This is a genomic window from Pseudomonas sp. K5002, assembly GCF_013386655.1.
Lineage (GTDB): Bacteria > Pseudomonadota > Gammaproteobacteria > Pseudomonadales > Pseudomonadaceae > Aquipseudomonas.
In genome coordinates this window covers 68,724-94,555 of the sequence record NZ_JACARK010000044.1, presented here as the reverse complement: position 1 = coordinate 94,555, position 25,832 = coordinate 68,724, and the positions used below count along the sequence as shown (strand labels likewise).

Sequence of the window (25,832 nt, the reverse complement as noted above, 5' to 3'; positions counted from 1 at the left end):
CCTCGGGGCTGAGGTCGCCATGGTCGGCTGCGTGGGCACCGATGCCTATGGCGCGCAATTGCGCGACGCGTTGCTGGTGGAGGGCATTGATTGCCAGGCCGTCAGCACCGTCGACGGTTCCAGCGGCGTGGCGCTGATCGTGGTGGATGACAGCAGCCAGAATGCGATCGTTATTGTCGCCGGTAGCAATGGCGAGCTGACCCCAGCCAAATTACAGGCATTTGACAGTGTGCTGCAGGCTGCCGACGTGATTGTCTGCCAGCTGGAAACGCCGATGGAGACTGTCGGCCATGCCCTCAAGCGCGGTCGCGAGCTGGGCAAGACGGTGATCCTGAACCCGGCGCCGGCCAGTGGTCCGCTGCCCGAGGATTGGTACGCCGCCATCGACTACCTGATTCCCAATGAAAGCGAAGCCTCGGCCTTGAGCGGCGTGGTGGTCGACTCGCTGGACAGCGCCAAGGCCGCCGCGACACGCCTGATCAAGGCCGGTGCTGGCAAAGTGATCATTACCCTCGGCTCCGAAGGCGCGTTGTTTGCCGATGGCCAAGGCTTCGAGCACCTGGTCGCGCCCAAGGTCAAGGCGGTCGATACCACGGCTGCCGGTGACACCTTCGTCGGCGGTTTCGCAGCCGCGCTGGCCAACGGCAGGAGCGAGGCCGAGGCCATTCGTTTCGGCCAGGTAGCCGCCGCGCTGTCCGTGACCCGCGCGGGTGCGCAACCCTCTATTCCCACATTGCATGACGTCCAAGGTTTTGTGCCCTCATGAAAAAGACTCCCTTGCTCAATATCGCGCTGTCGCGGGTGATCGCATCCCTTGGCCATGGCGACATTCTGGTGATCGGTGATGCCGGCTTGCCGGTGCCGCCGGGTGTCGAGCTGATCGACCTGGCGCTGACCAAAGGCATTCCGGATTTCGTCAGTACCTTGCGCATCGTCCTCAGCGAGATGCAGGTGGAAAGCCACGTGCTCGCGGAAGAAATCCTGCTCAAGCAACCGCCGGCCCTGGCGGATCTCAATACCCTGGCCGAACAGGCCGCCCTCGGCGAGCGCCGCCTGGTCAGCCATGAAGAGTTCAAGCAGCTCAGCCGCAAGGCGAGGGCGGTGGTGCGCACCGGCGAGTGCCAGCCCTACTGCAATATCGCGCTGGTTTCCGGCGTAACGTTCTAGAATTCCCCAACGACAAGGAGTGCGTCATGCAACGTGGTACCCAAACCCTGCGACACCTGTTCCGGAGTGTGCTGCTTTTGTCCGTGCTAACTGCTGCAAGCGCCCACGCGGCGGAAAAAATCGACCTGATCATCGACACCGATCCCGGTGCCGACGACGTGGTTGCCTTGCTGTTCGCCATGGCTTCGCCCGATGAACTGCAGATCCGCGCGCTGACCACCGTTGCCGGTAACGTGCGCCTCGACAAGACCTCCCGCAACGCACGCCTGGCCCGCGAATGGGCAGGGCGCGAGGACATCCCGGTATATGCCGGTGCACCGAAACCGATGCTGCGCACGCCGATCTACGCTGAAAACATCCATGGCAAGGAAGGTATCTCCGGCGTCACCGTGCATGAGCCGAAAAAAGGCCTGGCCGAAGGCAATGCCGTTGATTACCTGATCAAGACCCTCAGCACCGCCAAGCCCCACAGCATCACCATCGCCATGCTCGGTCCGCAGACCAACCTGGCGCTGGCATTGACCCAGGCGCCGGAGATCACTCAAGGCATCAAGGAAGTGGTGGTGATGGGTGGCGCGCACTTCAACGGCGGCAATATCACGCCGGTGGCCGAGTTCAACCTGTTCGCCGACCCGATCGCGGCCGAGATCGTGCTCAAGAGCGGCGTCAAGCTGACCTACCTGCCGTTGGACGTGACCCACAAGGTCCTGACCAGCGACGCACGCCTGAAGCAAATCGCTGCGCTGAACAACAACGCGAGCAAGGTGGTGGGCGATATTCTCAATGAATACGTCAAGGGCGATATGGAGCACTACGGCATCCCGGGCGGCCCGGTGCATGACGCTACCGTCATTGCCTACCTGCTCAAGCCTGCGCTGTTCAGCGGCCGTGAGGTCAACGTGGTGGTGGACAGCCGTGAAGGCCCGACCTTCGGCCAGACCATCGTCGACTGGTACGATGGCCTGAAACAACCGAAGAACGCGTTCTGGGTTGAAAATGGCGATGCCCAGGGCTTCTTCGATCTGCTGACCGAACGCCTTGGTCGCCTGAAGTAAACAGCCTGCCGGTCGACGTTCGTCGGCCGGGTCTTATTCGCGCTCGGGGTCTGGCGCCCCCATGTGATCGGCCGGGTATTTCTCGAATACCTGGCCGATGAATGCCTGCGCGGCCTGTGTGCCCAGTTCCTTGACCAGCAGGTCGATACCGATGATTGCCAACTCCTCCGGGCTGCCCGGGCTATAGGAGCTTTGCCCTTGGGGCCACTTGGCTTTGATGTCGGCGTGGATCGTGACGATGGTCATGGGTGTCTCGCGAGGCTGAAAGGCGGTTAGTGCGTTCTGCGTGTGGAGTTAACCATTTTGCGCCGTGTTTGGCACTGCTACTTAGGCATGAGGGGAGGGCTGTGCGACACTGTCCGCTTGTTTAATTGCCAGGGCAAACCGCGTGCAGATCGACTTGAACAACCCCGTCAACCTGACGCTGGACGCTGTGCGGCAGCTGCTTGCGTCCGCCAGTGACAACGTTCACACCCAATTGCGCGTTACCAATGCCGGCATTGCCTACATTTCTTCGGGCGTGGTGGGTGGCGTCGATATCGACGGCCTTCTGTTCCGCCTGGAGACCTGGGCGGCGGGTTCGGGTTATGTCGGCAACGTCGCAGCCAGCGACGAGGTGTGGGTGATGCAGATTTTCAACGCGCTCAAGCAGAATTGGCCAACCCCGCCGTTTGATTACATCGACATCTACTGAGTGCGTTCATATCTGGTGACGATTGATTCGCCAGCGCCCGGTGTCGACTCAGGCAGACTGGCCCACAGCCAATTGTGACAATTCTGAAACCAATCGGCCAAACCACGGTCGCACGATCTCTGTCCATTTTTTCTCAAAGGAGGCTTCATGCCTTGGAAGCTCGCATCATTCGGTACTTTGTTGGCTGCGCTCGCCTTGTCGGGTTGCAGCACCCCGGGTACCTCTGAGCCAGCCAAAGACACTGCCGTGACCGATGCTGGTCATAGCCGCTGTGAGGCGAAGGCTGCCGAGTTCGCAATCGGCCAGAAAGCTTCGCCACAATTGCTGGAACAGGCCCGTAGCCGCGCCGGAGCGCAGAACGCACGCATTCTCAAGCCAGATGACATGGTCACGCTGGAATACCGCTCCGATCGCCTGAACCTCAATACCGATGACAACCTTGTGATCAATCGGGTCAATTGCGGCTGATTGCTCCAGCGCTTTTCTCCAGGCCATAAAAAACCCCGTCACATGGACGGGGTTTTTTTAGTTCGGCGCAGAATTACTCTGGGCGAACCTGTGCAGCTTGCATACCCTTTTGGCCTTTCTCAGCCACGAAGGAAACGGTTTGGCCTTCTTTCAGGCTTTTGAAACCGTCGCTTTCGATAGCTTTGAAGTGTACGAACAGGTCGTCACCGCCACCTTGAGGAGTGATGAAGCCGAAGCCTTTTTCATCGTTGAACCATTTAACGGTGCCGGTTTGGCGATTAGACATGGTGTATCTCCAAGAAACATATATTTTCAGTAGTGCTGTGCTGCTCAGGCCAACTGGGCACACCGAGCTATCATAGTCGAAATGTTCGGCTTGGGAGCCCCCCCAAGGCATTGTTTGCTAATCAATCGCGTTGTGTTTCATGCCTTGGTTGGCTGAAAGCCCCGATCTACGGGGCTTTCAGGCGAAATATCAGCTGTTAAAAAAAGCCGTAAAAGCTGCGTAATTTGTGAGAAATGGCAGTTTTCATGGCGATTTCTGGTCCTTCAGCCGGTCTGGCAGGGTGTAAAAATTACTTTTTCTTCACGACTTTGCAGGACGAAATAGCCGTCACAGCTTTGGTCTTGAGCGCGGGATCTGCGTTCTGGTTGGTCATGAGTTCCTTGATTTCGGCACTGCTCAATTCGGCATTGATTTTGTCCGCGCCACATTCACAGTGGTCTTTGGCGGTTTTGGCATCAACACTTTGCTGGGCGGCTGCGCTGCAATCCTTGATGAAGCTGTCCCGCGCACCGGCAGGCCAGTTCGACGGGGCTGCGGCGTGCGCACCCAGGGACATGAGGGTCAGGGATGCAGCAAGGGCGAAAGTCGAGGTAAAACGCATAATCAAATGCTCCTGGAGTCGTGGACGAACGGCGATTCTCGGTGTGTTTGAGGGCTGCCGTACAGTTCAAGTTCACTTTTGCCCTTAAAAGCCGGGAATTTTCGTTTCGTGAAGCGGCTTCGGCGCCATGACCGTTCATCTGTGCTAGCATCTTTCGCTTGGCTATTTTCCGGCGCGCCCTATGCCGCCTTGCCAAGGTCTTTTTTGTTTAACTCCAGTCACTCTGGTTCGATTATCGGTTGGCCGAAAGGCTCCTGCCGCTGTAAGGCAGGCGTTCATCACTGAACGGCCTGGTATTGGATCTTGTACTGGCTCATCCCAACCCACGTGACCTTTGGTAGGGGTCACCACTAGGAGAGGAGGCGCCATGCCAACTATTACTCTTCCCGACGGCAGTCAACGTTCATTCGATCATTCGGTTTCCGTAGCCGAGGTCGCCGCATCCATTGGTGCCGGCCTGGCCAAGGCCACCGTGGCCGGCAAGGTCGACGGCAAGCTGGTTGACGCCAGCGACCTGATCACCGGCGATGCCAGCCTGCAAATCATCACGCCCAAGGATCAAGAGGGGCTGGAGATCATTCGCCACTCTTGCGCGCACCTGATTGGCCATGCGGTCAAGCAACTGTACCCAACCGCGAAGATGGTCATCGGCCCGGTCATCGACGAAGGCTTCTATTACGACATCGCCTACGAGCGTCCTTTCACCCCGGACGACTTGGCGGCCATCGAGCAGCGCATGCACGCGCTGATCGAAAAAGATTACGACGTCATCAAGAAAGTCACTCCGCGTGCCGAAGTGATCGACGTGTTCACCGCCCGCGGCGAAGACTACAAGCTGCGCCTGGTGGAAGACATGCCGGACGAGCAGGCCATGGGCCTGTATTACCACGAAGAATATGTCGACATGTGCCGTGGCCCGCACGTGCCGAACACACGCTTCCTCAAGTCATTCAAGCTGACCAAGCTGTCCGGTGCCTACTGGCGCGGTGACGCGAAGAACGAACAACTGCAGCGGATCTACGGCACTGCCTGGGCTGACAAGAAGCAGCTGGCGGCCTACATCCAGCGCATCGAAGAAGCCGAAAAACGCGACCATCGCAAGATCGGCAAGCGCCTGAACCTGTTCCACCTCCAGGAAGAAGCGCCGGGCATGGTGTTCTGGCACCCGAACGGCTGGACCCTGTACCAGGTGCTCGAGCAGTACATGCGCAAGGTTCAGCGCGACAACGGCTACCTGGAGATCAAGACGCCGCAAGTCGTTGACCGCAGCCTGTGGGAGAAATCCGGGCACTGGGCCAACTACGCCGACAACATGTTCACCACCCAGTCGGAAAACCGCGACTACGCCATCAAGCCGATGAACTGCCCGTGCCACGTACAGGTGTTCAACCAGGGCCTGAAGAGCTACCGCGAGTTGCCGATGCGCCTGGCCGAGTTCGGTGCCTGCCACCGTAACGAGCCATCGGGTGCACTGCACGGCATCATGCGCGTGCGCGGCTTCACTCAGGATGACGCCCACATCTTCTGCACCGAAGAGCAGATGCAGGCCGAATCCGCTGCATTCATCAAGCTGACCATGGACGTGTACCGCGATTTCGGTTTCACCGAAGTCGAGATGAAGCTGTCCACTCGTCCGGAAAAGCGCGTCGGTTCCGACGAACTGTGGGATCGCGCCGAAGCTGCACTGGCCGCAGCGCTGGACAGTGCGGGGCTTGCATACGACTTGCAGCCGGGCGAGGGCGCGTTCTACGGTCCGAAGATCGAGTTCTCGCTGAAAGATTGCCTTGGTCGCGTCTGGCAGTGTGGTACCCTGCAGCTCGATTTTAACCTGCCGATCCGTCTGGGAGCCGAATACGTCTCCGAAGACAACAGCCGTAAACACCCGGTTATGCTGCACCGGGCGATCCTCGGCTCGTTCGAACGGTTCGTCGGGATCCTGATCGAGCACTACGAGGGTGCATTCCCTGCGTGGCTGGCTCCGACCCAGGCAGTGATCATGAATATCACTGATAAACAGGCAGATTTTGCCGCTGAAGTTGAAAAAACTCTCAATGAAAGCGGATTTCGTGCCAAGTCCGACTTGAGAAATGAAAAGATCGGCTTTAAAATCCGCGAGCATACTTTGCTCAAGGTTCCCTATCTTTTGGTTATCGGAGATCGGGAAGTCGAGATGCAGACTGTCGCTGTGCGTACTCGTGAAGGTGCTGACCTGGGCTCGATGCCCGTCGCCCAGTTCGCTGAGTTCCTCGCGCAAGCGGTTTCCCGGCGTGGTCGCCCAGATTCGGAGTAATTATTATTAAGCGTGAAATGAGACAAGATAAACGAGCTGCACCGAAAGCCCCGATCAACGAGAATATCTCGGCACGCGAGGTTCGGTTAATTGGCGCTGACGGCGAGCAGATTGGCATCGTCTCGATTGATGAAGCGCTTCGTATTGCTGAAGAGTCCAAATTGGACCTGGTGGAAATCTCCGCCGACGCAATCCCACCCGTTTGCCGGGTGATGGACTACGGCAAGTCGATCTTTGAGAAGAAGAAGCAGATTGCCGCGGCGAAGAAGAACCAGAAGCAGATTCAAGTAAAAGAAATCAAGTTTCGTCCAGGGACGGAGGAAGGGGATTACCAGGTAAAACTGCGCAACCTGGTACGTTTCCTGAGTGATGGGGACAGGGCCAAGGTATCCTTGCGATTCCGCGGCCGTGAGATGGCCCACCAGGAGCTGGGGATGGAACTCCTCAAGCGGGTTGAAGCTGACCTGCTCGAGTACGGTTCGGTCGAACAGCATCCTAAGATGGAAGGACGCCAGCTTATTATGGTCATCGCCCCGAAAAAGAAGAAGTAATCAATAGGGCACGGCAGGCCTTCTGATTATGTTTATCAACTGAATGCGGAGTACCGAACATGCCAAAGATGAAAACTAAAAGTGGTGCTGCTAAGCGGTTTCTGAAAACTGCTAACGGTATCAAGCACAAGCACGCTTTCAAGAGCCACATCCTGACTAAAATGTCGACCAAGCGTAAGCGTCAACTGCGCGGTAGCAGCTTGCTGCATCCGTCTGACGTGGCAAAAGTCGAGCGCATGCTGCGCCTTCGTTAATTTTAGTCAAGAATAGAGGAAGTAACTCATGGCTCGTGTAAAGCGTGGCGTCATGGCGCGTAAGCGCCACAAGAAAATTCTGAAACTTGCTAAAGGCTACTACGGCGCGCGTTCACGCGTATTCCGTGTTGCCAAGCAAGCGGTTATCAAGGCTGGCCAATACGCCTACCGTGACCGTCGTCAGAAAAAACGTCAGTTCCGCGCTCTGTGGATCGCTCGTATCAACGCTGGTGCACGTGTTAACGGTCTGTCCTACAGCCGTTTCATCGCTGGCCTGAAAAAAGCGTCCATCGAGATCGACCGTAAGGTTCTGGCTGATCTGGCAGTGAACGAAAAAGCGGCGTTTGCTGCGATTGTCGAGAAAGCTAAAGCCACCTTGGCTTAAGTACCCCCGACAGTCACCCTGGGTCGCTTCCGCGGCCCACGGTGTTAAACGTCTTAAATAGGGGAAGAGCCTTCAAGCTCTTCCCCTATTTTGTATCTGGAGTCTGTACATGGAAAACCTGGATGCGCTGGTCTCTCAAGCACTAGAGGCTGTGCAAAGCGCAGAAGATATCAATGCCCTGGAGCAAATCCGGGTTCACTACCTTGGCAAAAAGGGTGAATTGACTCAGGTGATGAAGACCCTGGGGAATTTGCCGGCTGAAGAGCGTCCGCAAGTCGGTGCGCTGATCAACGTGGCCAAGGAGCGTGTTACAGAGGTTCTCAATGCGCGCAAGGCGTCGCTCGAGGAGGCTGATCTTGCGGCCAAGCTCGCCGCCGAATCCATTGACGTGACCCTGCCTGGCCGTGGCCAGACCTCGGGCGGCCTGCATCCGATTACCCGGACTCTGGAACGTATCGAGCAGTTCTTCACCCACATCGGCTACGGCATTGCCGAAGGCCCTGAGGTCGAAGACGACTATCACAACTTCGAGGCGCTCAACATCCCAGGCCACCACCCGGCCCGGTCGATGCATGACACCTTCTATTTCAACGCGAACATGCTGCTGCGCACCCATACCTCGCCGGTACAGGTCCGCACCATGGAATCGCAGAAGCCGCCGATCCGCATCGTCTGCCCAGGCCGTGTGTATCGCAGCGACTCCGATATCACCCACTCGCCGATGTTCCACCAGGTCGAAGGCCTGCTGGTTGATCGCGACATCAACTTCGCCGACCTCAAAGGCACCATCGAAGAGTTCCTGCGGGTGTTCTTCGAGAAGGAGCTGGCGGTACGTTTCCGTCCTTCATTCTTCCCGTTCACCGAGCCATCCGCTGAAGTCGATATGGAATGCGTGATGTGCAGCGGTAAAGGCTGCCGCGTCTGCAAACAGACCGGCTGGCTGGAAGTGATGGGTTGCGGCATGGTTCACCCCAACGTACTGCGCATGTCCGGGATCGACCCGGAAGAATTCTCGGGCTTTGCCTTCGGCATGGGCGTTGAGCGTCTGGCCATGCTGCGTTACGGCGTGAACGACTTGCGTCTGTTCTTCGACAACGACTTGCGGTTCCTCGCGCAATTTCGCTAGTCGTAACGGATCTTTAGGAGAGCAGGATGAAATTCAGTGAACAATGGCTGCGTGGCTGGGTAAGCCCGCAGGTAAGTCGCGACGAGCTGGTTGCTCGTCTGTCGATGGCCGGCCTTGAGGTCGATAGCGTTACGCCGGCCGCCGGTGTTTTCAGTGGCGTGGTAGTGGGCGAGGTGCTGAGCACCGAGCAACACCCGGACGCTGACAAGTTGCGTGTGTGCCAGGTCAGCAACGGCGCGGAAACCTTCCAGGTCGTGTGCGGAGCGCCAAACGTGCGCCCGGGCCTGAAAATCCCGTTCGCCATGATCGGTGCCGAGCTGCCAGGCGACTTCAAGATCAAGAAGGCCAAGCTGCGTGGCGTTGAGTCCAACGGCATGCTGTGCTCCCAGGCGGAACTGCAGGTCGGTGAAGGCAACGATGGCCTGATGGAACTGCCGGCCGACGCGCCAGTGGGCCAGGACATCCGTGTCTATCTGGAACTGGAAGATGCCAGCATCGAGGTCGACCTGACCCCGAACCGCGGCGACTGCCTGTCGCTGGCGGGCCTGGCGCGTGAAGTCGGCGCACTGTACGCCGCGACCGTGACCCGCCCGGTGGTTGCAGCGGTACCTGCCGTGCACGACGAAGTGCGTTCGATCGAAGTGCTGGCTCCCAACGCCTGCCCACGTTACTTGGGTCGCGTGATCCGTAACGTCGACCTGTCCAAGCCAACCCCGCTGTGGATGGTTGAGCGCCTGCGCCGTTCCGAAGTGCGCAGCATCGACGCTGCCGTCGACATCACCAACTACGTGATGCTGGAACTGGGCCAACCGCTGCACGCCTTCGATCTCGCCGAAATCAACGGCGGCATCCGCGTGCGCATGGCCGAGGAAGGCGAGAAGCTGATACTGCTCGACGGCCAGGAAGTTAGCCTGCGTGCCGACACCCTGGTGATCGCTGACCATTCCCGCGCCCTGGCGATTGCCGGCGTGATGGGGGGTGAGCACAGTGGCGTGTCCGCAACCACTCGCGACATCTTTCTCGAAAGCGCTTTTTTCGATCAGATCGCCATCGCTGGCAAGGCCCGTTCCTATGGCCTGCACACCGACGCCTCGCACCGCTACGAGCGTGGCGTGGACTGGCAGCTGGCCCGTGAAGCCATGGAGCGCGCCACTGGCCTGCTGCTGGAAATCACTGGCGGCGAAGCCGGCCCGATCATCGAAACCGTCAGCGAACAGCACCTGCCGTCGGTTGCACCGATCATCCTGCGCGCCAAGGCCGTTGAGCAAATGCTCGGCCTGGTGATCGAGCCGGTTGAAATCGAGCGCCTGCTGTCGGCACTCGGCCTCGGCATCTCGGCCGGTGAAGCAGGGCAGTGGCACGTAGAAGTGCCAAGCCATCGCTTCGATATCAGCCTGGAAGTCGACCTGATCGAAGAACTGGCCCGCCTGTACGGCTACAACCGCCTGCCGGTTCGTTACCCGCAAGCGCGCCTGGCGCCGCAGCCGAAAGCCGAAGCCCGTGCACACCTGCCGGAACTGCGTCGCCTGCTGGTTGCCCGTGGTTATCAGGAAGCGGTGACCTACAGCTTCATCGATCCAAAGCAATTCGAACTGTTCAACCCGGGTGTCGAGCCGCTGTTGCTGGCTAACCCGATCTCCAACGACATGGCCGCCATGCGCTCGTCGCTGTGGCCGGGTCTGGTGAAGGCGCTTTCCCACAACCTGAACCGTCAACAAGACCGCGTGCGGATGTTCGAAAGCGGGCTGCGTTTTGTCGGTCAGTTGGATGGCCTGAAGCAAGAGCCGATGCTGGCTGGCGTGGTTTGCGGCAGCCGTCTGCCGGAAGGCTGGGCACAAGGTCGCGACACCGTCGACTTCTTCGACGTCAAGGCCGATGTGGAAGCGGTGCTGGGCTTTGCCGGTGCGCTGGATGCCTTCACTTTCACCCCTGGCAAACACCCGGCGTTGCACCCGGGCCAGGCCGCCCGTATCGAACGTGAAGGTCGCCTGGTGGGCTTCGTTGGCGCGATTCACCCGGAACTGTCGAAAACCTTGGGGCTGGACCGTCCAGTCTTCGTTTTTGAGCTAGTCTTGGCTGAAGTGGCCTCGGGCAAAATGCCTAAATTCAGCGAGTTGTCGCGTTTCCCTGAAGTACGACGTGATCTGGCGCTGATTGCCGATCAAGGTGTTGCGGCCAGTGCTGTTCTGGACGTAATCCGTGAAAATGCAGGGGAATGGCTGACAGACCTCAGGCTATTTGACGTCTATCAGGGTAAAGGCATTGATCCGCATAGAAAAAGCCTTGCAGTTGGCTTGACCTGGCAGCATCCATCGCGCACTCTTAATGACGATGAGGTGAATACGACGACGCAAAATATCCTCACCTCGCTCGAACAAAGGTTGAACGCCACGTTAAGGAAGTGACGTATGGGGGCTTTGACGAAAGCTGAGATGGCGGAACGTCTGTATGAAGAGCTGGGCCTGAACAAGCGCGAGGCCAAGGAATTGGTCGAGCTGTTCTTTGAAGAAATCAGGCACGCACTTGAAGACAACGAACAGGTCAAATTGTCCGGTTTCGGCAATTTTGACCTGCGGGACAAACGCCAGCGGCCTGGCCGCAATCCAAAAACGGGAGAAGAAATCCCGATCACGGCTCGCCGTGTGGTCACCTTTCGTCCAGGGCAGAAGTTGAAGGCCCGAGTTGAGGCTTATGCTGGAACCAAGTCATAACGACGAACTGCCCGTCATCCCAGGCAAACGCTACTTCACCATTGGTGAAGTCAGCGAGCTCTGTGCGGTAAAGCCGCACGTGCTGCGCTATTGGGAGCAGGAGTTTCCTCAACTCAACCCCGTCAAACGCACCGGGAACCGTCGGTATTATCAGCGCCAGGATGTGCTGATGATCCGACAGATCCGTGCGTTGCTGTACGACCAGGGGTTTACCATCAGCGGCGCGCGCCAGCGTATGTCCGGTGATGAAGCCAAAGACGACACCACCCAATACAAGCAAATGATCCGCCAGATGATCTCCGAACTCGAAGATGTGCTGGTGGTTTTGAAGAAGTAATTCCGGCTTTTAAAATACTTCCACATTTCAAAAGCTTGCGGTATATTCCTGATCGCTTCGTTGCGAAGCGAACCCAGTAACACGCCTAGTCGGGGCGTAGCGCAGTCCGGTAGCGCACTAGCATGGGGTGCTAGGGGTCGAGTGTTCGAATCACTCCGTCCCGACCATATTTTGTAAGGGGATCAATCACTTAGGTGTTTGATCCCCTTTCTTGTTTCTGGGGTGCGCAAAACTCGCGCAAAACTCGCGCAAAACTTGCGCAAAACTGACAACCAAATTCAGCGTTTGATAGGCGGTTTATGGTCAATCTCGAGTTCAGCCTGAAGAATGATGAACGGTTCGAAAAGCACTTTACGCCGCAAATGGATGACATAACACTCGTCCTGAAATGTCATCTCTTGCTTGAGGAAATGCTGCGAGATTTCTGCTCAGAAATGGTTCCTCAGCCTGGCTTCCTGAAAGACTCTCGCTTATCGTTTGCTCAGATTCTGGATTTATCTAGGGCCTTGTATCCGACCGCCATCAATATCGGTGGGATGGCCGAGCTTTGGACGCTATGCGAAAAAATCAATCGCATTCGGAATATGATGGCTCATGCACTTGACCCGGATTCGACCAAGTTAGATAGCCATAAGGCCGCAATAGTAGAGGCTGTAAGTTCACGGGGCCCGGGCAACACTTCATCATTAGGTTTCGTTGAGTGCCTGACATATATCCTAGGGGCGTTTAACTTCATACTTCAGGTCGGTGTAACGCACAAAAATGGAGAAGACTTTAGAAATATCCCGAAAAAATAGTCACTTTCCGGCTATCTCGCTGATATCCAGATCTGGAATCGCCTCAGACCAGATGATTTCTTCGTGGTCTCTCTGATAGTTTTTGGTCATGCCCTCGCTCGCATGGCCTGCGATCTTTTGCCCATCTTTTCCTGCTTTCTTGTACAGGTGTAGCGACAGCGCTCGCACTTCGTGAAAGCCTGGCATCTCCTCTTCCTTCCATCCCGCGTAGCAGCTCGCCGCCTCCCTGGCCTCCTTGAATGCTCGCGTCAAATAACGCTCCTCAACCTTCGTCCAGTGGTCCTTTGTCTGTGCTTGCTTCTGTTTTAGCCGGTCCGGTTTTCGGTGTACCAGGTACGGCGAGACGACATCATCTCGGCACCGGCTGATGACCGTTTGAAGTTCCGGCGTCACTCGAAAGCGAATCCAGGCGGCGTCGCCGGCCCTGGCTGTCTTCTTCTGCACAACGTAGAGAAACCCATCCCGAACTCCATCGAAACGCATGTCCAAGATATCGGTTCGTCGCTGGGCGGTGATCAGTGCCAGGTCGATTGCGTTCTGTAGCCAAGCCGGTGCTTTTTCGCGGATAGTTTTCAGCCCATCTACGGTGTGGCGCTTGCGCAGTTTCTTCTCGATCCGGTTGATCGTGCTCGCCGCTGGATTGTCCGGGCATAGGCCTTTTGCCGCGGCGTGGTTGAAAATGTCCGTCAGAAGTGCCCGGCACTGGTTCGCTGTGCGGGGCGTGAGTGCGTCTAACATCTCCGCAACCATGCGAATTGATATCTGGTCGACCCCCTTTCCCTCGAACTGTCGGCGGAAGCGCCTGAAGTGCACCGCGTACAGGCTGAGCGTGCCCTTGGCCAGCTCGCGCGGCGGCAGCACTTCTCGCTCGTAGGTGTCGAGGAAGGTGGAGAACGATTCAGACGATGCGGACATTACGGCGCCGACCAAGTCAGCGCCGCGCATGAACTCCAGATTCAACTGTTTGGCGGCGTCGATTGCCTTGATGCGGTCGGCGCCGAACTGGAACCACTTGCCGTCTGTTGGCCGGCGATACCGGTAGGTGCCGCGCCGCGCATCGTAATACAGGTTCTGCGGAAGGCTCTTGTTCGCAGCGTTGCGCGGCCGTGGGGACATCATGCACCTCCTTTCAATACCATTGCGACAAGGTCGTTACCGTTGGACGCGTTGAACGCAGCCCAATCAACGTACCAGAGTTTTCCTATTTGCTCGCCCGGCACCATGCCGTTGCGGATGTAATTGCGAATTGCCTGCGAGCAAGGCGGGGTGCCGTTTTCACCCCAGCGCCGACGTTGGAATTCGCTGATTTTTATGAGCTCTTTTCGCATGCCTACCCCCCTTCGTTTTGCGATCTTATGCTTACCCACGACCGGCACTCCGCATGAAGTGATCAGCCAGTACCCGGCGAGCGTCGATGCCGCACGATGCCGATATGGCGTATATCTGGCCGAAGGTGGTATCCCTGCGCTGCAGGGCGTTGAACAGTTCGATCAGGCGCTGGCCCACCGGCCCGTTGCTGCGGCTCATAGCTGGAACCCCTTTTTCGGCGGGAGCGGAGTGGTGGGCAATTGCCCTTTTCCCCCCTCAATGTTCGCTAGAGAAGCCCATCCCGCCAGGCTTTCGTCGTTGGTAGTGCTGGTGGGCGTCTGTAGGAGCGAACTGTCCGGCAAGCAGCTGATGCCGGTATTGTTCAGAATCCAGCAGGTGACACCGCGTACGCTGTCGTGCTGGACGTCGATCAATTGCTCGCCGGCGGTGGCCTGGCCAACGATCAGCAGCAGGATCATGGCGAAGTTGATTTTCATTGGCGAGCCTCCCCGGCGATCATCGCCAACTGGGCCAGCAGGTCGTCGGTTCGCCCGTAGAAGCGGCCGGTGTCCTCGTTGATGAACTGGCCCAGCACCTCGGCTACGGCTGGGCTCGCGGTCAAGCCACCCAGGTCACAAACTGCTACGGTCGTAGCAATATCGGTCGAAGGCTCATGCACAAAGGCGTCGGATTTTATCTGCAATACCTTCACCGGGCGGATGCCCTTGCACTGACTAACCCAGTTGCTGTCGGGATAGCTCCACGGGAGCATATGCATGCACCAGGCTGTGGCCGATCCTTCCTTCTGCGTGCTGGACCAATAGGTGTGGGTGCAGGCGAAAGCGTTGGGGGCGTCGTGCTTAGCTCCAAGGCTATCGCGCCCCCAGTCCTCGAGCTGGAGCAGGTTGGAGCGCAAGATGTTCAGTTCTTCAATGCTCGGGATATGCCATCCCCAGGAACCGCGCACGTTCATACCCAGCACCTTGCGGGCGATGGCGCTGCCTTCTTCGGCCATGGCCTTAGTGTTGGTCATGCCGTCGTAACGGCTTTGAGTACCACGGATTCGCGGTTTCGGTCCTTCTTGGTCCCACCAGTGTGCGGTGGTCTCAAATTCGCGCCCAGCATCAATCAGCGCGAATTCGGCGCCCTCGAAAAAGATGCGGCCAGCGTAGAAGCCGCCGGCGAACGGCTGGCCGATAGCGGGCAGGGCGGCCGGGGAGATCTGGCGGCGCTTCATTGCTGCACATCCTCGCCGACGGCGAACGCTCTCATGACACGATCAAGCTCGCTGTCCAGGTCGTCCTTAACGAGCAGATTGCCGTAGAAGTCACGCACCTTGATCGGCAGCGTCAGGTTGAATGCGACGTCTCGCAAGAACTCGTAGCGTCGAGCATTCGCTGCCATCTTTACGCGTTGGTCGATGTGTAGCGATTCAGCCGCAACTTCGTGCATACCCGCCGGTGTTTCCGCGTCATCTTTATCGGCAAGGCCAAGCATGGCGAAAATGCCGTACATACCTGCTGAAAGCGCAATTAACAGAAACGCAAACATCGCATTCTCGCCGCATGAAGGGCTGACAACATCAGGAGCCGTCATCGACAGCACAGCACTAAGAACTGCAGCCACAACTGCGCCGATGATCAGTTTCCGGAGCGACCTCCAGAGGTTGAATTTCTTACGGTCCATGTCCAACTCCTGCTGTTGACTTTGATGATGGTGGAGGGGGGTTAGTAGCCGAGCCAGGCGAGGACATCTGCCGACTTGTATTGCTCGTGAACACCGAGGTCTTCGTCGAACTCATCGACGCTTGATCCGTGCTTTTTCACTTCTGCCAGGGCCTCTGCGCGGGTGACGACGGTCGGCCAGCTCTCTTCGTAGGTTTCCATTTCACTTTCCTTCGGCCGAGCGAATCCCGGCCGCGCTTTTGGCTTTCGCAAAACTGCTGTTTGTTTTTTCCGCCTAACGAGGCGAGCAATCAGGCCAGGAAGACGCCTTCGTGTTCAGAGCCAGTCTGTTTCGGGTCTGGAGGGCAGGATCGAATCAGGCCGCGCCGGTAGGCCTCCATCACTAGTCCACGAATGCTGCGCACACCCAGCTTGAACTTCGCGTCGTCCAAACGCTTTGAGACGGTCCTTGGAGTGATGCCCATCAGCCGTGCGATCTCTTTAGCGGTCAAGTCTGCTGCCGCGTAGAGAGTGGCTTCCAGCTCTCGGGGGGCAAGGCCTTGGCCCAGTGTTCCTTCCCATTTGCCGGCGGTGATGGTGATCATGATGGTTGCTCCATACGGGGTCTCGATGGGATTAACATTACTTGCGGTTTTATTTTGTGTCAACACCAGCGGTTTTATTTATTCTTGCGGTGTTGCTCTTAGCACGCACCTGCGGTGTTTTTTTGGGCGAAAAAAAAGCCGCTCAGGGCGGCTTGGGTTTTTGCGAAGACAGCTACCTGGCGAACATACCCCACCAGAATACGTGTCCTATCAGCGATATTTGCTGGTCCTGAATGTCCTGATAGGTGTAGTCCTCGTCGGGATACTCGTCGCGGTTGAAACTGCGGAATCGCAAGCCGGTGGGCAGCCTGTAGAGCTGCTTCACGCGCAGCTGCCCGTTGTGGTTAATTGCATACAGATCGCCATCGACCACTTCTCCGATGGATGTTTTGCCTGTGTTAACACCGACTGTTGCTCCGTCGCGAAGCACCGGAAACATGCTGTTTCCGCGCACAGTTACACAGCGTGCGTTGGAGAACTGCACGTTGTTGTTTCGCAAATCACGTTTGGCGAATCTCAGAAGTGAGGAGTCATTATCCTCAATGGAGTATCGACCAGACCCAGCGTCCAGCTCGACCTCCCTGAGAAATGGGACGTAAACCTCATCGTCACTGAGGGGGGTGGCATCGTCCCAAACCTTGATAGGGCTTAGCGATACTCCCTCGTCAATATTCTCCGGCGTTGCATCGGTCGTTACGTTGATTTTCGCCAAACGCTCAATGGTGCCGGCGATTCTCGGGCTGAAAGAAGAAACTGGCTCTTTCAACAGGCTGGAGAACCGGGCAGCGCTCATTACATTCAAGGCGTTCAAGCCATTTAAGTACATGCTGATCGCCGTTTGGGACATGCCAAACGCCTCTGCGACCTTCTCCTGGCTCAGGCCAAGCTCTTTCTTCTTCGCGTTATAGATCCGCTTGAGTGCGTTGCACTCCGCGAGTTCGGTGTCTGTGAGCAGTCTTTTCTTCATCCCGCAAGCCTATAACCTTCGGTGTTGAAAAACAAAAAACCTGCGGTGTTTACAATAAAAACACCGCAGGTTATCTTTCGCGGCATGTGCCAATTTTAGGTGAGCCCATGACGCCCATCCTCCTCAGTGACTTTGTGTCTGATCGCGGTCAGGACGAAGCAGCAAGAATCTTAGGTTCCAGTCAGACCACGATCAGCAAGGCTCTCAAGTCCGGTCGTTTGATTTTGGTTTCTGAGCGCGCTCCCGGTGTTTTTTCTGCCCTGGAGTTCAAAGGGTTCCCATCCGGTGGGAGCCGGGAAAAGGCTCCCCTCGACCTTGAAGACATTGTGGGTCAAGTCAGTGCTGTTGGGCAGACTGCTATCGCTGCTGTGAATTCATCCAGTACCCAGCCTGGTGTTGTTCAGTGACGGCTGCTCCCTCCGACATTTCTTCGGAGGCGTTTCCGAAGATGGCAGGTTTTCGCATGCGAAAACTCCATTTCTGCGCATGCGCGGGCGCCATATGCGCCAAAGTAAATGGTGTATCGGGCAGATTTCATATTTCCAATGAATCACTTAGCCGTTGCGGGGCAGTCGCCCAGCACTACTTAGATATGAGTTCCACTTTAGGAGGACGCGATATGCGCGCCCAGGCATCTATCCCCGCCGCCCGACCAGGGTAGGCAGCAAACCTCTCAGGGGAGGGGGTCGCATATTTTTGTGTCGTGTAACGATGGGTTGGACCTGAAAGACACGCACAAAAAAGCCCGCTGTTGGAGGCGGGCTTCTTCACCAGCGCTTGGTTGGACAAGCGTTTCAGTACTTCTTCGTCTGTTGGAGGACGAGTTCATGCACCCGAAAAATAGCACTGCCCAACAAACTGCGCAAGAGACCCTGACAACTGAAGTCGGTTTTTGCGAAACCCCTATTGATAACAAGGGGGAGTACATGCTCCAAGTCGCTCCCGGTATCTGCTCCCGTGATGCAATTCAGCAGGCGCGCACCCTCGCTTCTGGCCTCGGCCAGATCTGCCAGCACATGCACGAGAGCCTGAACTACGGCGAGATGGTTTATTGCGACGGTATGGCCACTTTGAAGTATGTGGCCGATAGCGTCAGCGCGCTGCTCTGGGCTGTCCAGAAGGGCCTTCCTTCGGAAATCGCAGAGAGGGAGCAGGCATGAAAACCCAAACCCTCACACTTGAGCATGAGTTCATGGTCAGCGGCGGCCACGCCGTCCTCTCGGCGGCCGGTGGTGTGCCCGTCCATGAATCGCTTGATGCGGCAACCAGTTTGCTTGAGGCGGTATCTGCTGGGCTGCGCGAATTGATGTGCGTTCCTGCCGTATCCAACCAGGCCACCCTGGCGTATTACGCCGCCGAGAATGCTCTTGCGCTCGTTTACGCCTCACATGCCGCGGTCGATCCGGCGGCAGGAGGTGCCGCGTGAATGCTGTCCAAAATGCGCCAGAAATCCATGCGGTTGCTTCAGAGGCAGAGTTCCAGCTGATCTGCGCCAAGGAACAACTCGAATGGCTCGGGGCGATTGCCCGTGCCATCGCGATGAATGTTGAGCACGGTCAAGGCCGGGATGTTCGGGTGCTCGCCGGCTTGGCCAAGTATCTCGATGACTCTGGAGTCTCTTCCATTGAGTCGGCGATTGATCACTTCAAGGAAGTCGGTGAGGCGAACCCGGCGCCACGTTCTGCGCAATCCGAAAACGTGGCGCGGGAAAGTGGGGGTGTTCAATGAGCCTGATCCCTTTCGATTTTCGCGGCACCGCGATTCGCGTCATTACCGATGAGCACGGGGATGCATGGTTTGTCGGTAAGGACGTGTGTGACCTACTGGGTTACGCGAACTCCAGTGATGCAATGGGTCGGCACTGTAAGGGGGTCGTGAAACGCTACCCCCTTCAGACGCCTGGCGGCTTGCAGGATTTGCGCGTCCTTGCCGAAGGCGACACCTTGCGCCTAATCGTCAACAGCACCATGCCGGCCGCGCAGGAGTTCGAGGCATGGGTGTTCGACGACGCGCTGCCAACCATCCGCAAGACCGGTAGCTACCAGCGACCTATGACCCCTGGCGAACAACTGTTGGCCCAGGCTCAAGCGGTGATCAACGTCGAGCGCCAACAGGCCGAGCAGCAAGTGGCGCTGGAGCGGATCGAAACCCGGGTGGCCAACGTCGATCAGGTTCGCTACCTCGACTCAAGGCCCGCCGGCTTTGAATCGATGACCACGATCCGCGAGCGTATCAACCTCCGGCACGGCATTCCGCCCTGGGTAATCAACGCCGTGATGCGCGATGTCCCTGGTGCGCCTCTGCCGTTCGCCATGGTGCGTAGCAACCACGCTGACGACGGTGCACAGCCATATCCGATCTGGCCCACCGCCGATATCACCCGCCGCTTCGACCGGTTCGCCGCCGAGTGCACCTTTGTCACAGCCGCGCGCGCCACCCATCCCGACATTCAGCAAGGCCGCTTCAAGCTGCGCCAGAGGACTCCCGCATGAAGAAGTACACCCAGAAAGAACTCAAGGCGCAGATCGTCGACCTGTCGATCGCTCACTACCAGGCCAACCTGGCTGTTGCTCGACGCCGAAAGGAACTGAACGAGGAGTACTGGCGCTACTTCCGTGCCCACGGTCAGCCAGAACCGAATTACCACGGAATCCGCTTTGATGACCCTCGCTACGAAGGAGTTATTGCGCACACCAACGACGCGTGCGAGGCCCTGCGAAAGGCGAAGCGTGAGCGCTACAACGCTAAGCGCCGGGTTGATAAGGCTGTGTTTCAGCTGATGCTGCTGATCAACGCCTCATTCGCGGTACCAGCTTCGCCGGCGGCGCCGCGCAAAATTCTGGCGCCTGTCAAGCGCTTTGCCGCCGGCGGGGAGACGCTGCAATGACCAGTCAACCCAACGATTTGTTCGGTGCCGGCGAATCGAAGCCTGAGCCAGCGATGCCGCCGGATTGGATCAACGTGGTCGCACGCAAGAAGCTTGGCCAGCCGCCCGAGTGGCGCTGGTGCAAGTTTGAGGCGATTGGCGATACCGACGACTGCCTGATTGAGGGTGGCGTCCCGCGCCCGCGCAAAAGTGGCAAGCACAAAGGGCTGCCTACTTGGCGCGATTGTGTGTTGACCAAGTGCGTCGTGACGCGCGCCGAGATGGATCAGGCCAAGGCGGCCTACGAGGCGGAAACGGGCAGCTGTCATGCCTGCGCGGGGACTGGCCAATGGTATTCCGGCTGGAGCCGCGACACCGGGAACCGCTTTAAGCCGTGCCCGCGCTGCAATGCCACCGGTAAAGCTACGGAGGTGCGTCCATGAACAACAAGCCTGATTCAACTACCCGGGAAGCCCTTGATTTGGCAGCCACTGCCGAAGTGGTCGCCGGCCCCTGGCCGAATTATTCCAATTGCCGCCACCTGCCTGAGCGCGACCGCTGGGAGGTCTACGCCATGGCGAAGGCTTCCCGTGGCGCCCTGGAGGATCGCGGCGTGGTCATGACCGAGAGCTATGACGCGTTCATTGCCCGCGTAACGCGGGAGCTGGACATATGAGCATGGATCTGATGGTCAAGGCCATGAAAACGAAGGTCGGTAACCCGCTCCGTAAGTTGGTGCTGGTCAAGTTGGCCGACAACGCCAGTGATCAGGGCGAGTGCTGGCCGTCGTACCAGCACATTGCCGATCAATGTGAGATCGGTCGCTCGACGGTGAAGTTGCATGTTCGCGAACTGGAAAAGGCCGGGTTTCTCCGTCGTGAGTTTCGCCGTAAAGGTGAGCTGAATCAGTCAAATCTCTTTCACCTGACTCTCGACGGTGGGGCAGCATCTGCCCTAGTGGGTGGGGCAACAGATAACCCACCTGGGTCAGCAGATAACCCAGGGGGTGGGGCAGCAGCTGCCCCCAGAACCAGTCACTCTTCTGAACCAGTCAAGGAACCTAAAACCTTGTGCAAATCGGAAGTGGAATTGGCCGAAGCCTTCGAAGTGTTCTGGAAGCTATACCCCAACAAGAAGTCGAAGAAGGATGCCCGCAAGGCCTGGGAGAAGCTCAAGCCGAGCGCCGAACTTCGCCAGGTGCTGATGACCGCTCTGGGCAACCATCGCGTTTCTCGCGACTGGACCAAGGATGACGGGCAATACGTGCCGATGGCGTCGACCTGGCTAAACGGAGAGCGCTGGACCGACGTACTCAAGCCGGCCGGTACCAGCCAGACCGCCTTCACCAACCTGCCAGCCCACACCGACGACATGTATTTGCAGGAGGCTCCCAATGGCCCAGCGTTCTAATTTCCGCCGCCAGCCAGAACTGCGAACGTTCTCTGGCAACTGCCCGCACCATCCGGAAGTAGAGTCTCGCACCGAGGTGGAACAGTTCGACGGATCGATGCAGGTCCGACCCTGCAAGAAATGCCAGTTCCATGGCCTGCGCGTTGCGGAGCCTGGCAGCGAAGCGCACACCCTGGCCGTGGCTCAGGTTGCGGCCGAACGCCTCAACAGCGCGCTCGTCGGCTCGGGCATCTCGCCTCGATTCTCGGATAGCACCTTCGCTACCTACCGTGCCACCGCCCCGGAGATGGTCGGAGCACTTGAAAAGTGCAAGGGCTATGCCGATAACTTCGGCGAGCACTTCGCTGCCGGTCGCAATCTGCTCCTGACCGGGAATGTCGGTACCGGCAAGACCCATCTGGCCTGCAGCATTGTTCGTCAAGTCATCGGGCTGAACGCGATCGCGGTGATCACTACCGCCGCCGAGATTATCAGAGTGTTCAAGCGCTCCATGGTCCGCGACTCAGGCTACACCGAGGGCGATGTGATTGATGAGCTGGCGAGCTTCGACCTGCTGGTCATTGATGAGGTCGGCGCCCAGGCGGGCACCCAATACGAACTGGCGGTGCTACATGAGGTGATCGACAAACGCTACAACCTGGTTCGCCCTACCGTGGTGGTCTCCAACCTGCATCCGACATCTAAGCCGGATGGGGAAGGGTGCTGCGCCCCCAGCCTAGAGCAATACATCGGTGCTCGGGCACTGGATCGGCTGCGCGAAAACGGCGCCTTGCTGGCCGGTTTCACCTGGGCTTCGGCACGGGGGCGCACATGAACGACTTTCGCGAGCTGTACAGCGACGAAGCGGAACACGCGCTGCTGGGCTCCCTGATGCTGAATGGCGACCTGTTTGATTCGATCACGGCCAGCGTGACCACCGCCGACTTCCATGATCCGGAAAACGCAGCGCTGTTCCAGGTAATGCTCGACCTGCACGCTACTGGCGCACCGGTTGACCCGGTCACCCTTCACGACTTTAGGCCATATCTTCCCAGTGGCGGGGCGACTATTGCCTACGCCGGAGAACTGGCCAAAAACACGCCCAGCACGGCCAACTGGAAGGCTTACGCGCGGACAGTCACGGAGCGAGCAGTACTTCGTCGCCTGGTGCAGGCGGCCGATGCCGTGCGCGAATCGGCCAACGAGAACAGGCCAGTGGCTGAGATCATCGCAGGCGCCCAGCAGGCGATGGCAGATCTTCGCGACCTGGACACCGGCGAGCCGGATTACAAACGCATGGACGAAGTGGTGACGCGAAACATTGACATCATCGACGCCAAGTTCAACGGCGCCGTTCAGTCGGGGCTCTCCACTGGCCTGGTAGATCTGGACAAGTTAATCCGCGGCCTGCGCAAAAAAACCGTGACCATCGTCGCCGGCCTGCCCGGGAGCGGTAAGACCACGCTCGGCCTGCAGATCGCCCAGCACATCGCCTGCTCGGGTCTTGGCGTTGGCATGGTGTTCTCATTGGAGATGCCCGAGGAAGAGCTGGCCAACCGCGCACTGGCTTCCCTGGGCAGCGTAGATCTGCAGGTTCTCGATAACGGCCAACTGCAGGATGACGACTGGCCGCGCCTGACCTCGGCAGTCAACAAGATCCTCGATAGGCCTCTGTACGTCAGCGACAAGTCGGGCCTTACCGTTGCGCGTATCAGGAGCATCTGCCGCCAGGTCAAGCGCAAACACGGCCTCGACGTGGTGGTGATCGACTACATCGGCCTGATCGGATCAGATGGCAAGGCGTTCAACCGCACCGCCGAGCTCGGCAAGATATCTACCGGGATCGTCAACATCGCCAAGGAGCTGGAGGTGCCGGTGATTTTGCTGGCCCAGCTAAACCGCGATTCGACCAAGCGCCCAGGGAAAAAGCCCATCGCTTCCGACCTGCGCGACTCTGGCCAGATCGAGGCTGACGCCCACTGCATCATTCTGGTCCACCGCGACATGGATGACGAGCAGGGCCAGAACGGCGTCACCGAGCTGATCATGCCCAAGTGCAGGCACGCGCCGGTCGGTTCGTGCGTTGTGCAGCAGCAGGGCAAGTTCGCCCGCTTCGTCAACTTTGCGGGCCGTGAGCCCAGTCAGGAAGAGGTTGAAATCAGTCGCCCCTTCGCCAGTCAGTACAGGGGGAGAAAGAACGCATGAGTACCGCCAACGCAAGGCCGAGCCTTAACGGACCGCGTGAAATGCCGTCCACCCTCGTCGAGTGCGAAATCCTCGACGAGGAATTGAGCCGCGACTCAATTCGACTTGAATGCCAGCTGGGAGTTGTGAAAGGAAAGTCTCAAGCCGATGGCGAATACGCTGATCCGGTTTGGTACCACAGGGCCAATGCCGCGCTTAAGCACATCAGGCGCGATCGCCAGCGGCTACTGGTGCACATGAAGCAACTCAGGACGGAGGCGAGCCGCACCGATCCGTACTGGCAGAGCCGCGACCAGATGCTGATCCGGGCTCTACGAAACGAATTGCCAGAAGGCCGTTTTGACCAAATCGTCGAAGAGGTCGAACAGATTATTGAAGCGGGGATACCTCAATGAGTAACGTCACTGCGGCATCGCCGCGTAAGAGCCTTTTCGAACACGAGCGCAAATTCCTCAAGATCGCCGGCGAGAGCCTGGTAAAGGAGAAACTCGGCGGTGCCGCCGCTATGGCTTGCCTCTTGGATATGGTCGCCAGCTGGCACGCCACCAGGGTCAACATCGAGTTCGGCGATTACTGCAAACGCTGGGTAGCCGAGGGCAATGCCAAGAGCAAGACCGCCGACCTCCTGCTGCGCAACCTGCTCGGTCTGGATGACAACCCACCACCTCGCCGCATTCGGAGGGCAGCATGAGCATTTACAAGGACGCAGGACACTGCATCAGCCGAGTGATGTCGATCGAGATTCACGACGGCACCTCTAAGCCGGCATGGCAGAACCGATTCAAGGCATCCGCCGATGATGAGTTGCTGACCAGCCGGATTGATGACGGGCTATCGCCGGAGGAGCGCACAACGCAGGATGCGATGACACGGGCAATGCTCAAGCGCACCTTGGCAGACGCACAGTGGCACGCGCTGGCCGGCAAGTACTCGGTGAACGAGGGGGAGGTCCAGGAGGCCGCCCGCTACCTAATTCCCCGAGTGGTCAGCCCGGCGCACCACCTGTTCAAGACCAAGTGCGTTATGGCCTGGATGGTGCCGGAGCGCCGTCGAGGGCTACCGGCCAACTTCTACGAGATCCACACCTGGGACGCGGACGGTACGCCGGATCGTACTCTCCGTCGATGGAGGGCAACGACCATGCGCTGGCTCGATGACCAGGTGAACGCAGCGCACATCGTCGTAGAGTCATTGCTCGAGGAAAATGGGCTCCTGCTGCAAAGCGTTGCTTGACAGTGGCCGAGTGACCGTTTAGATTCTTAGCCTGCGGTTCGGTGCGTGCATAGGTAGGTGCCCCGAACAGAAAGCCCGGCCATTGAGTCGGGTTTTTTTATGCCCAAAATTTGTTGCGAGAGCCACAGCCAGGGTGGGCCTTCGGGCAGTGCCTGGACGCGGTATGGCCGGAAGTCACGCGTTACGAAAGAACGCCGGCAGCCAGTGCACCTATGACCTCCAGTTGATGCTGGGTGGTATTGGCGGGCAGCGTGGGAAGACACGCATTTTTTGCAGATGAGTGCGCAGGCTGAGGCGCTAACGATGCGAGACGATGCCAGGTCGTGGCACGCAAAGTACGGCGGGTTCGGTGACTCGATCACCGAGGTTCAACCCATCTGGCAGATTGGGGACCACGTCGAAAGCCGGAGATCAGTGCCGGCCATCTGCGCCTATTCATGGCATCAGCATTGCTGATGCACAGTTTGACCCCGTGTGAATCGTGCATGGGTGCCGTCTTCATCGGAGGTTGATTTACGGGGTTCGGTCCCCCGGGGTCGGGAAACGGTTCACAGCCCGTCCTGGCCCGTAATGGTGACGATCAACCCCCGATGCAGATGAACAAAGCCCGGCCGGCAGTAGTGACGGCGCAGGGGGAACAGTCAGCGTGGGGACTGGGGGGAAGCGCCACGACAGCGATCTGACAGGCTCGCCATCTGTATCAACCCACATTGAGCCAGGGTGCGCAGTTCTGCGCAGTGGGTGCGCACCTGCGCAGTTTGCGCAAAAGCAGACGCTGCGCGGGTTGTGTGTATTTTGATGGGGATTGGAATTGCGCATATTGCGCAGCTAATGCCCGTTTGTTTTATGCAGGTTATCGCCCAGGCAGCTGGG

39 protein-coding genes, 1 tRNA gene and 1 pseudogene are annotated in these 25,832 nt (G+C 58.2%); 29 read left to right on the top strand and 12 right to left on the bottom strand.

Annotated elements, in window-relative coordinates; translation table 11 throughout:
• The 3 genes from HX846_RS03100 to HX846_RS03090 form a co-directional block, all read left to right on the top strand.
• The coding region (locus HX846_RS03100) for a PfkB family carbohydrate kinase (RefSeq protein ID WP_178964958.1) at positions 1–766 on the top strand (766 nt) is incomplete at its 5' end.
• The gene (gene rbsD, locus HX846_RS03095; protein WP_177028847.1) at positions 763–1,167 is read left to right on the top strand and encodes a D-ribose pyranase; all 405 of its coding nucleotides are present in this window, start codon (positions 763–765) and stop codon (positions 1,165–1,167) included. The genes HX846_RS03100 and rbsD, both read left to right, overlap by 4 nt.
• 26 nt (positions 1,168–1,193) lie before the next feature.
• Positions 1,194–2,222: a nucleoside hydrolase gene (locus tag HX846_RS03090; RefSeq protein WP_003219953.1), complete on the top strand. Its 1,029-nt coding sequence runs from the start codon at positions 1,194–1,196 to the stop codon at positions 2,220–2,222.
• A gap of 33 nt (positions 2,223–2,255) precedes the next feature.
• Here HX846_RS03090 and HX846_RS03085 read toward each other — a convergent pair whose 3' ends face one another.
• The gene (locus HX846_RS03085) at positions 2,256–2,468 is read right to left on the bottom strand and encodes a hypothetical protein (protein WP_076014608.1); all 213 of its coding nucleotides are present in this window, start codon (positions 2,466–2,468) and stop codon (positions 2,256–2,258) included.
• A 142-nt stretch (positions 2,469–2,610) separates the two neighbouring features.
• Between HX846_RS03085 and HX846_RS03080 the strand changes: the two genes are divergently transcribed.
• Together HX846_RS03080 and HX846_RS03075 are read left to right on the top strand one after the other, a co-directional pair.
• Positions 2,611–2,916 (top strand): hypothetical protein, encoded by a 306-nt coding sequence (locus HX846_RS03080; RefSeq protein WP_102368537.1) that lies wholly within the window; start codon positions 2,611–2,613, stop codon positions 2,914–2,916.
• A gap of 147 nt (positions 2,917–3,063) precedes the next feature.
• The gene (locus tag HX846_RS03075; protein ID WP_008438688.1) at positions 3,064–3,384 is read left to right on the top strand and encodes an I78 family peptidase inhibitor; all 321 of its coding nucleotides are present in this window, start codon (positions 3,064–3,066) and stop codon (positions 3,382–3,384) included.
• Between the two features lie 73 nt (positions 3,385–3,457).
• Here the strand turns inward: HX846_RS03075 and HX846_RS03070 are convergent, their stop codons facing one another.
• Positions 3,458–3,670 (bottom strand): cold-shock protein, encoded by a 213-nt coding sequence (locus tag HX846_RS03070; RefSeq protein WP_003179963.1) that lies wholly within the window; start codon positions 3,668–3,670, stop codon positions 3,458–3,460.
• Between the two features lie 289 nt (positions 3,671–3,959).
• The gene (locus tag HX846_RS03065) at positions 3,960–4,274 is read right to left on the bottom strand and encodes a hypothetical protein (RefSeq protein WP_080673250.1); all 315 of its coding nucleotides are present in this window, start codon (positions 4,272–4,274) and stop codon (positions 3,960–3,962) included.
• Between the two features lie 364 nt (positions 4,275–4,638).
• On the opposite strand from HX846_RS03065, the gene thrS reads away from it, so the two are divergent.
• The 10 genes from thrS to HX846_RS03015 all read left to right on the top strand — a co-directional run bounded on the left by thrS (position 4,639) and on the right by HX846_RS03015 (position 12,722).
• On the top strand, positions 4,639–6,561 hold the full coding sequence (gene thrS / locus HX846_RS03060; RefSeq protein ID WP_003219944.1) for a threonine--tRNA ligase: 1,923 nt from the start codon (positions 4,639–4,641) through the stop codon (positions 6,559–6,561).
• On the top strand, positions 6,561–7,112 hold the full coding sequence (infC, locus tag HX846_RS03055) for a translation initiation factor IF-3 (RefSeq protein ID WP_169875357.1): 552 nt from the start codon (positions 6,561–6,563) through the stop codon (positions 7,110–7,112). Before thrS ends, infC begins: the two co-directional genes overlap by 1 nt.
• 59 nt (positions 7,113–7,171) lie before the next feature.
• On the top strand, positions 7,172–7,366 hold the full coding sequence (gene rpmI / locus HX846_RS03050) for a 50S ribosomal protein L35 (protein WP_002553160.1): 195 nt from the start codon (positions 7,172–7,174) through the stop codon (positions 7,364–7,366).
• A gap of 28 nt (positions 7,367–7,394) precedes the next feature.
• Positions 7,395–7,751: a 50S ribosomal protein L20 gene (rplT, locus tag HX846_RS03045; protein WP_003219940.1), complete on the top strand. Its 357-nt coding sequence runs from the start codon at positions 7,395–7,397 to the stop codon at positions 7,749–7,751.
• A gap of 109 nt (positions 7,752–7,860) precedes the next feature.
• Positions 7,861–8,877: a phenylalanine--tRNA ligase subunit alpha gene (pheS, locus tag HX846_RS03040; RefSeq protein ID WP_003219939.1), complete on the top strand. Its 1,017-nt coding sequence runs from the start codon at positions 7,861–7,863 to the stop codon at positions 8,875–8,877.
• A gap of 26 nt (positions 8,878–8,903) precedes the next feature.
• Positions 8,904–11,282, top strand: coding sequence for a phenylalanine--tRNA ligase subunit beta (pheT, locus tag HX846_RS03035; RefSeq protein ID WP_178964957.1), 2,379 nt, complete (start codon positions 8,904–8,906; stop codon positions 11,280–11,282).
• A 3-nt stretch (positions 11,283–11,285) separates the two neighbouring features.
• A complete protein-coding gene (gene ihfA, locus HX846_RS03030) occupies positions 11,286–11,588 on the top strand; it encodes an integration host factor subunit alpha (RefSeq protein WP_002553164.1) in 303 nt (100 codons plus the stop codon).
• A complete protein-coding gene (locus tag HX846_RS03025) occupies positions 11,569–11,925 on the top strand; it encodes a MerR family transcriptional regulator (protein ID WP_003219935.1) in 357 nt (118 codons plus the stop codon). The genes ihfA and HX846_RS03025 overlap by 20 nt, the downstream gene beginning before the upstream one ends.
• 90 nt (positions 11,926–12,015) lie before the next feature.
• Positions 12,016–12,092: transfer RNA gene (locus tag HX846_RS03020), tRNA-Pro, on the top strand.
• Between the two features lie 132 nt (positions 12,093–12,224).
• Positions 12,225–12,722 carry a hypothetical protein gene (locus HX846_RS03015; RefSeq protein ID WP_178964956.1) on the top strand — a complete coding sequence of 166 codons (498 nt, stop codon included), beginning with the start codon at positions 12,225–12,227 and terminating at the stop codon, positions 12,720–12,722.
• Here the strand turns inward: HX846_RS03015 and HX846_RS03010 are convergent, their stop codons facing one another.
• The 9 genes and pseudogenes from HX846_RS03010 to HX846_RS02970 form a co-directional block, all read right to left on the bottom strand.
• A complete protein-coding gene (locus HX846_RS03010) occupies positions 12,723–13,838 on the bottom strand; it encodes a phage integrase Arm DNA-binding domain-containing protein (protein WP_178964955.1) in 1,116 nt (371 codons plus the stop codon).
• Positions 13,838–14,050: a hypothetical protein gene (locus tag HX846_RS03005; RefSeq protein ID WP_178964954.1), complete on the bottom strand. Its 213-nt coding sequence runs from the start codon at positions 14,048–14,050 to the stop codon at positions 13,838–13,840. Before HX846_RS03005 ends, HX846_RS03010 begins: the two co-directional genes overlap by 1 nt.
• 31 nt (positions 14,051–14,081) lie before the next feature.
• Positions 14,082–14,249: a hypothetical protein gene (locus tag HX846_RS03000; protein WP_178964953.1), complete on the bottom strand. Its 168-nt coding sequence runs from the start codon at positions 14,247–14,249 to the stop codon at positions 14,082–14,084.
• Positions 14,246–14,527 carry a hypothetical protein gene (locus HX846_RS02995; RefSeq protein WP_178964952.1) on the bottom strand — a complete coding sequence of 94 codons (282 nt, stop codon included), beginning with the start codon at positions 14,525–14,527 and terminating at the stop codon, positions 14,246–14,248. The genes HX846_RS03000 and HX846_RS02995 overlap by 4 nt, the downstream gene beginning before the upstream one ends.
• Complete coding sequence (locus HX846_RS02990; protein ID WP_177070418.1) at positions 14,524–15,267, bottom strand: hypothetical protein; 744 nt, start codon at positions 15,265–15,267, stop codon at positions 14,524–14,526. The genes HX846_RS02995 and HX846_RS02990 overlap by 4 nt, the downstream gene beginning before the upstream one ends.
• The gene (locus HX846_RS02985; protein WP_177070419.1) at positions 15,264–15,716 is read right to left on the bottom strand and encodes a hypothetical protein; all 453 of its coding nucleotides are present in this window, start codon (positions 15,714–15,716) and stop codon (positions 15,264–15,266) included. The genes HX846_RS02990 and HX846_RS02985 overlap by 4 nt, the downstream gene beginning before the upstream one ends.
• A 41-nt stretch (positions 15,717–15,757) precedes the next feature.
• Positions 15,758–15,916 (bottom strand): hypothetical protein, encoded by a 159-nt coding sequence (locus tag HX846_RS02980; RefSeq protein WP_177021569.1) that lies wholly within the window; start codon positions 15,914–15,916, stop codon positions 15,758–15,760.
• Positions 15,917–16,068: 152 nt separating this feature from the next.
• A pseudogene (locus tag HX846_RS02975) lies at positions 16,069–16,299 on the bottom strand (response regulator transcription factor); the annotation flags it as partial.
• A gap of 172 nt (positions 16,300–16,471) precedes the next feature.
• Entirely contained in the window at positions 16,472–17,266 is a 795-nt protein-coding gene (locus tag HX846_RS02970) for a S24 family peptidase (RefSeq protein WP_178964951.1), read from the bottom strand.
• Between the two features lie 107 nt (positions 17,267–17,373).
• On the opposite strand from HX846_RS02970, the gene HX846_RS02965 reads away from it, so the two are divergent.
• The 14 genes from HX846_RS02965 to HX846_RS02900 all read left to right on the top strand — a co-directional run bounded on the left by HX846_RS02965 (position 17,374) and on the right by HX846_RS02900 (position 24,959).
• Positions 17,374–17,673 (top strand): Cro/CI family transcriptional regulator, encoded by a 300-nt coding sequence (locus HX846_RS02965; RefSeq protein WP_177070422.1) that lies wholly within the window; start codon positions 17,374–17,376, stop codon positions 17,671–17,673.
• Positions 17,674–18,093: 420 nt separating this feature from the next.
• On the top strand, positions 18,094–18,426 hold the full coding sequence (locus HX846_RS02960; RefSeq protein WP_177070423.1) for a hypothetical protein: 333 nt from the start codon (positions 18,094–18,096) through the stop codon (positions 18,424–18,426).
• Complete coding sequence (locus HX846_RS02955) at positions 18,423–18,692, top strand: hypothetical protein (RefSeq protein WP_177070425.1); 270 nt, start codon at positions 18,423–18,425, stop codon at positions 18,690–18,692. Before HX846_RS02960 ends, HX846_RS02955 begins: the two co-directional genes overlap by 4 nt.
• Positions 18,689–18,994 carry a hypothetical protein gene (locus tag HX846_RS02950; protein WP_178964950.1) on the top strand — a complete coding sequence of 102 codons (306 nt, stop codon included), beginning with the start codon at positions 18,689–18,691 and terminating at the stop codon, positions 18,992–18,994. Before HX846_RS02955 ends, HX846_RS02950 begins: the two co-directional genes overlap by 4 nt.
• Positions 18,991–19,758, top strand: a complete 768-nt coding sequence (locus HX846_RS02945) for a BRO family protein (RefSeq protein ID WP_178964949.1) — start codon at positions 18,991–18,993, stop codon at positions 19,756–19,758. Before HX846_RS02950 ends, HX846_RS02945 begins: the two co-directional genes overlap by 4 nt.
• Positions 19,755–20,153: a hypothetical protein gene (locus HX846_RS02940; RefSeq protein ID WP_177070431.1), complete on the top strand. Its 399-nt coding sequence runs from the start codon at positions 19,755–19,757 to the stop codon at positions 20,151–20,153. The genes HX846_RS02945 and HX846_RS02940 overlap by 4 nt, the downstream gene beginning before the upstream one ends.
• On the top strand, positions 20,150–20,575 hold the full coding sequence (locus HX846_RS02935; RefSeq protein WP_177070433.1) for a hypothetical protein: 426 nt from the start codon (positions 20,150–20,152) through the stop codon (positions 20,573–20,575). The genes HX846_RS02940 and HX846_RS02935 overlap by 4 nt, the downstream gene beginning before the upstream one ends.
• Positions 20,572–20,808 carry a hypothetical protein gene (locus HX846_RS02930; protein ID WP_177070435.1) on the top strand — a complete coding sequence of 79 codons (237 nt, stop codon included), beginning with the start codon at positions 20,572–20,574 and terminating at the stop codon, positions 20,806–20,808. The genes HX846_RS02935 and HX846_RS02930 overlap by 4 nt, the downstream gene beginning before the upstream one ends.
• On the top strand, positions 20,805–21,542 hold the full coding sequence (locus tag HX846_RS02925) for a helix-turn-helix domain-containing protein (protein WP_177070437.1): 738 nt from the start codon (positions 20,805–20,807) through the stop codon (positions 21,540–21,542). The genes HX846_RS02930 and HX846_RS02925 overlap by 4 nt, the downstream gene beginning before the upstream one ends.
• Positions 21,526–22,356 (top strand): ATP-binding protein, encoded by an 831-nt coding sequence (locus HX846_RS02920; protein WP_177070439.1) that lies wholly within the window; start codon positions 21,526–21,528, stop codon positions 22,354–22,356. Before HX846_RS02925 ends, HX846_RS02920 begins: the two co-directional genes overlap by 17 nt.
• Positions 22,353–23,726 carry a replicative DNA helicase gene (locus HX846_RS02915; RefSeq protein ID WP_178964948.1) on the top strand — a complete coding sequence of 458 codons (1,374 nt, stop codon included), beginning with the start codon at positions 22,353–22,355 and terminating at the stop codon, positions 23,724–23,726. Before HX846_RS02920 ends, HX846_RS02915 begins: the two co-directional genes overlap by 4 nt.
• Positions 23,723–24,121 carry a hypothetical protein gene (locus HX846_RS02910; protein ID WP_178964947.1) on the top strand — a complete coding sequence of 133 codons (399 nt, stop codon included), beginning with the start codon at positions 23,723–23,725 and terminating at the stop codon, positions 24,119–24,121. Before HX846_RS02915 ends, HX846_RS02910 begins: the two co-directional genes overlap by 4 nt.
• Positions 24,118–24,417 carry a hypothetical protein gene (locus tag HX846_RS02905; protein ID WP_178964946.1) on the top strand — a complete coding sequence of 100 codons (300 nt, stop codon included), beginning with the start codon at positions 24,118–24,120 and terminating at the stop codon, positions 24,415–24,417. The genes HX846_RS02910 and HX846_RS02905 overlap by 4 nt, the downstream gene beginning before the upstream one ends.
• A complete protein-coding gene (locus tag HX846_RS02900; RefSeq protein WP_178964945.1) occupies positions 24,414–24,959 on the top strand; it encodes a hypothetical protein in 546 nt (181 codons plus the stop codon). Before HX846_RS02905 ends, HX846_RS02900 begins: the two co-directional genes overlap by 4 nt.
• The last annotated feature ends 873 nt before the right edge of the window (positions 24,960–25,832 follow it).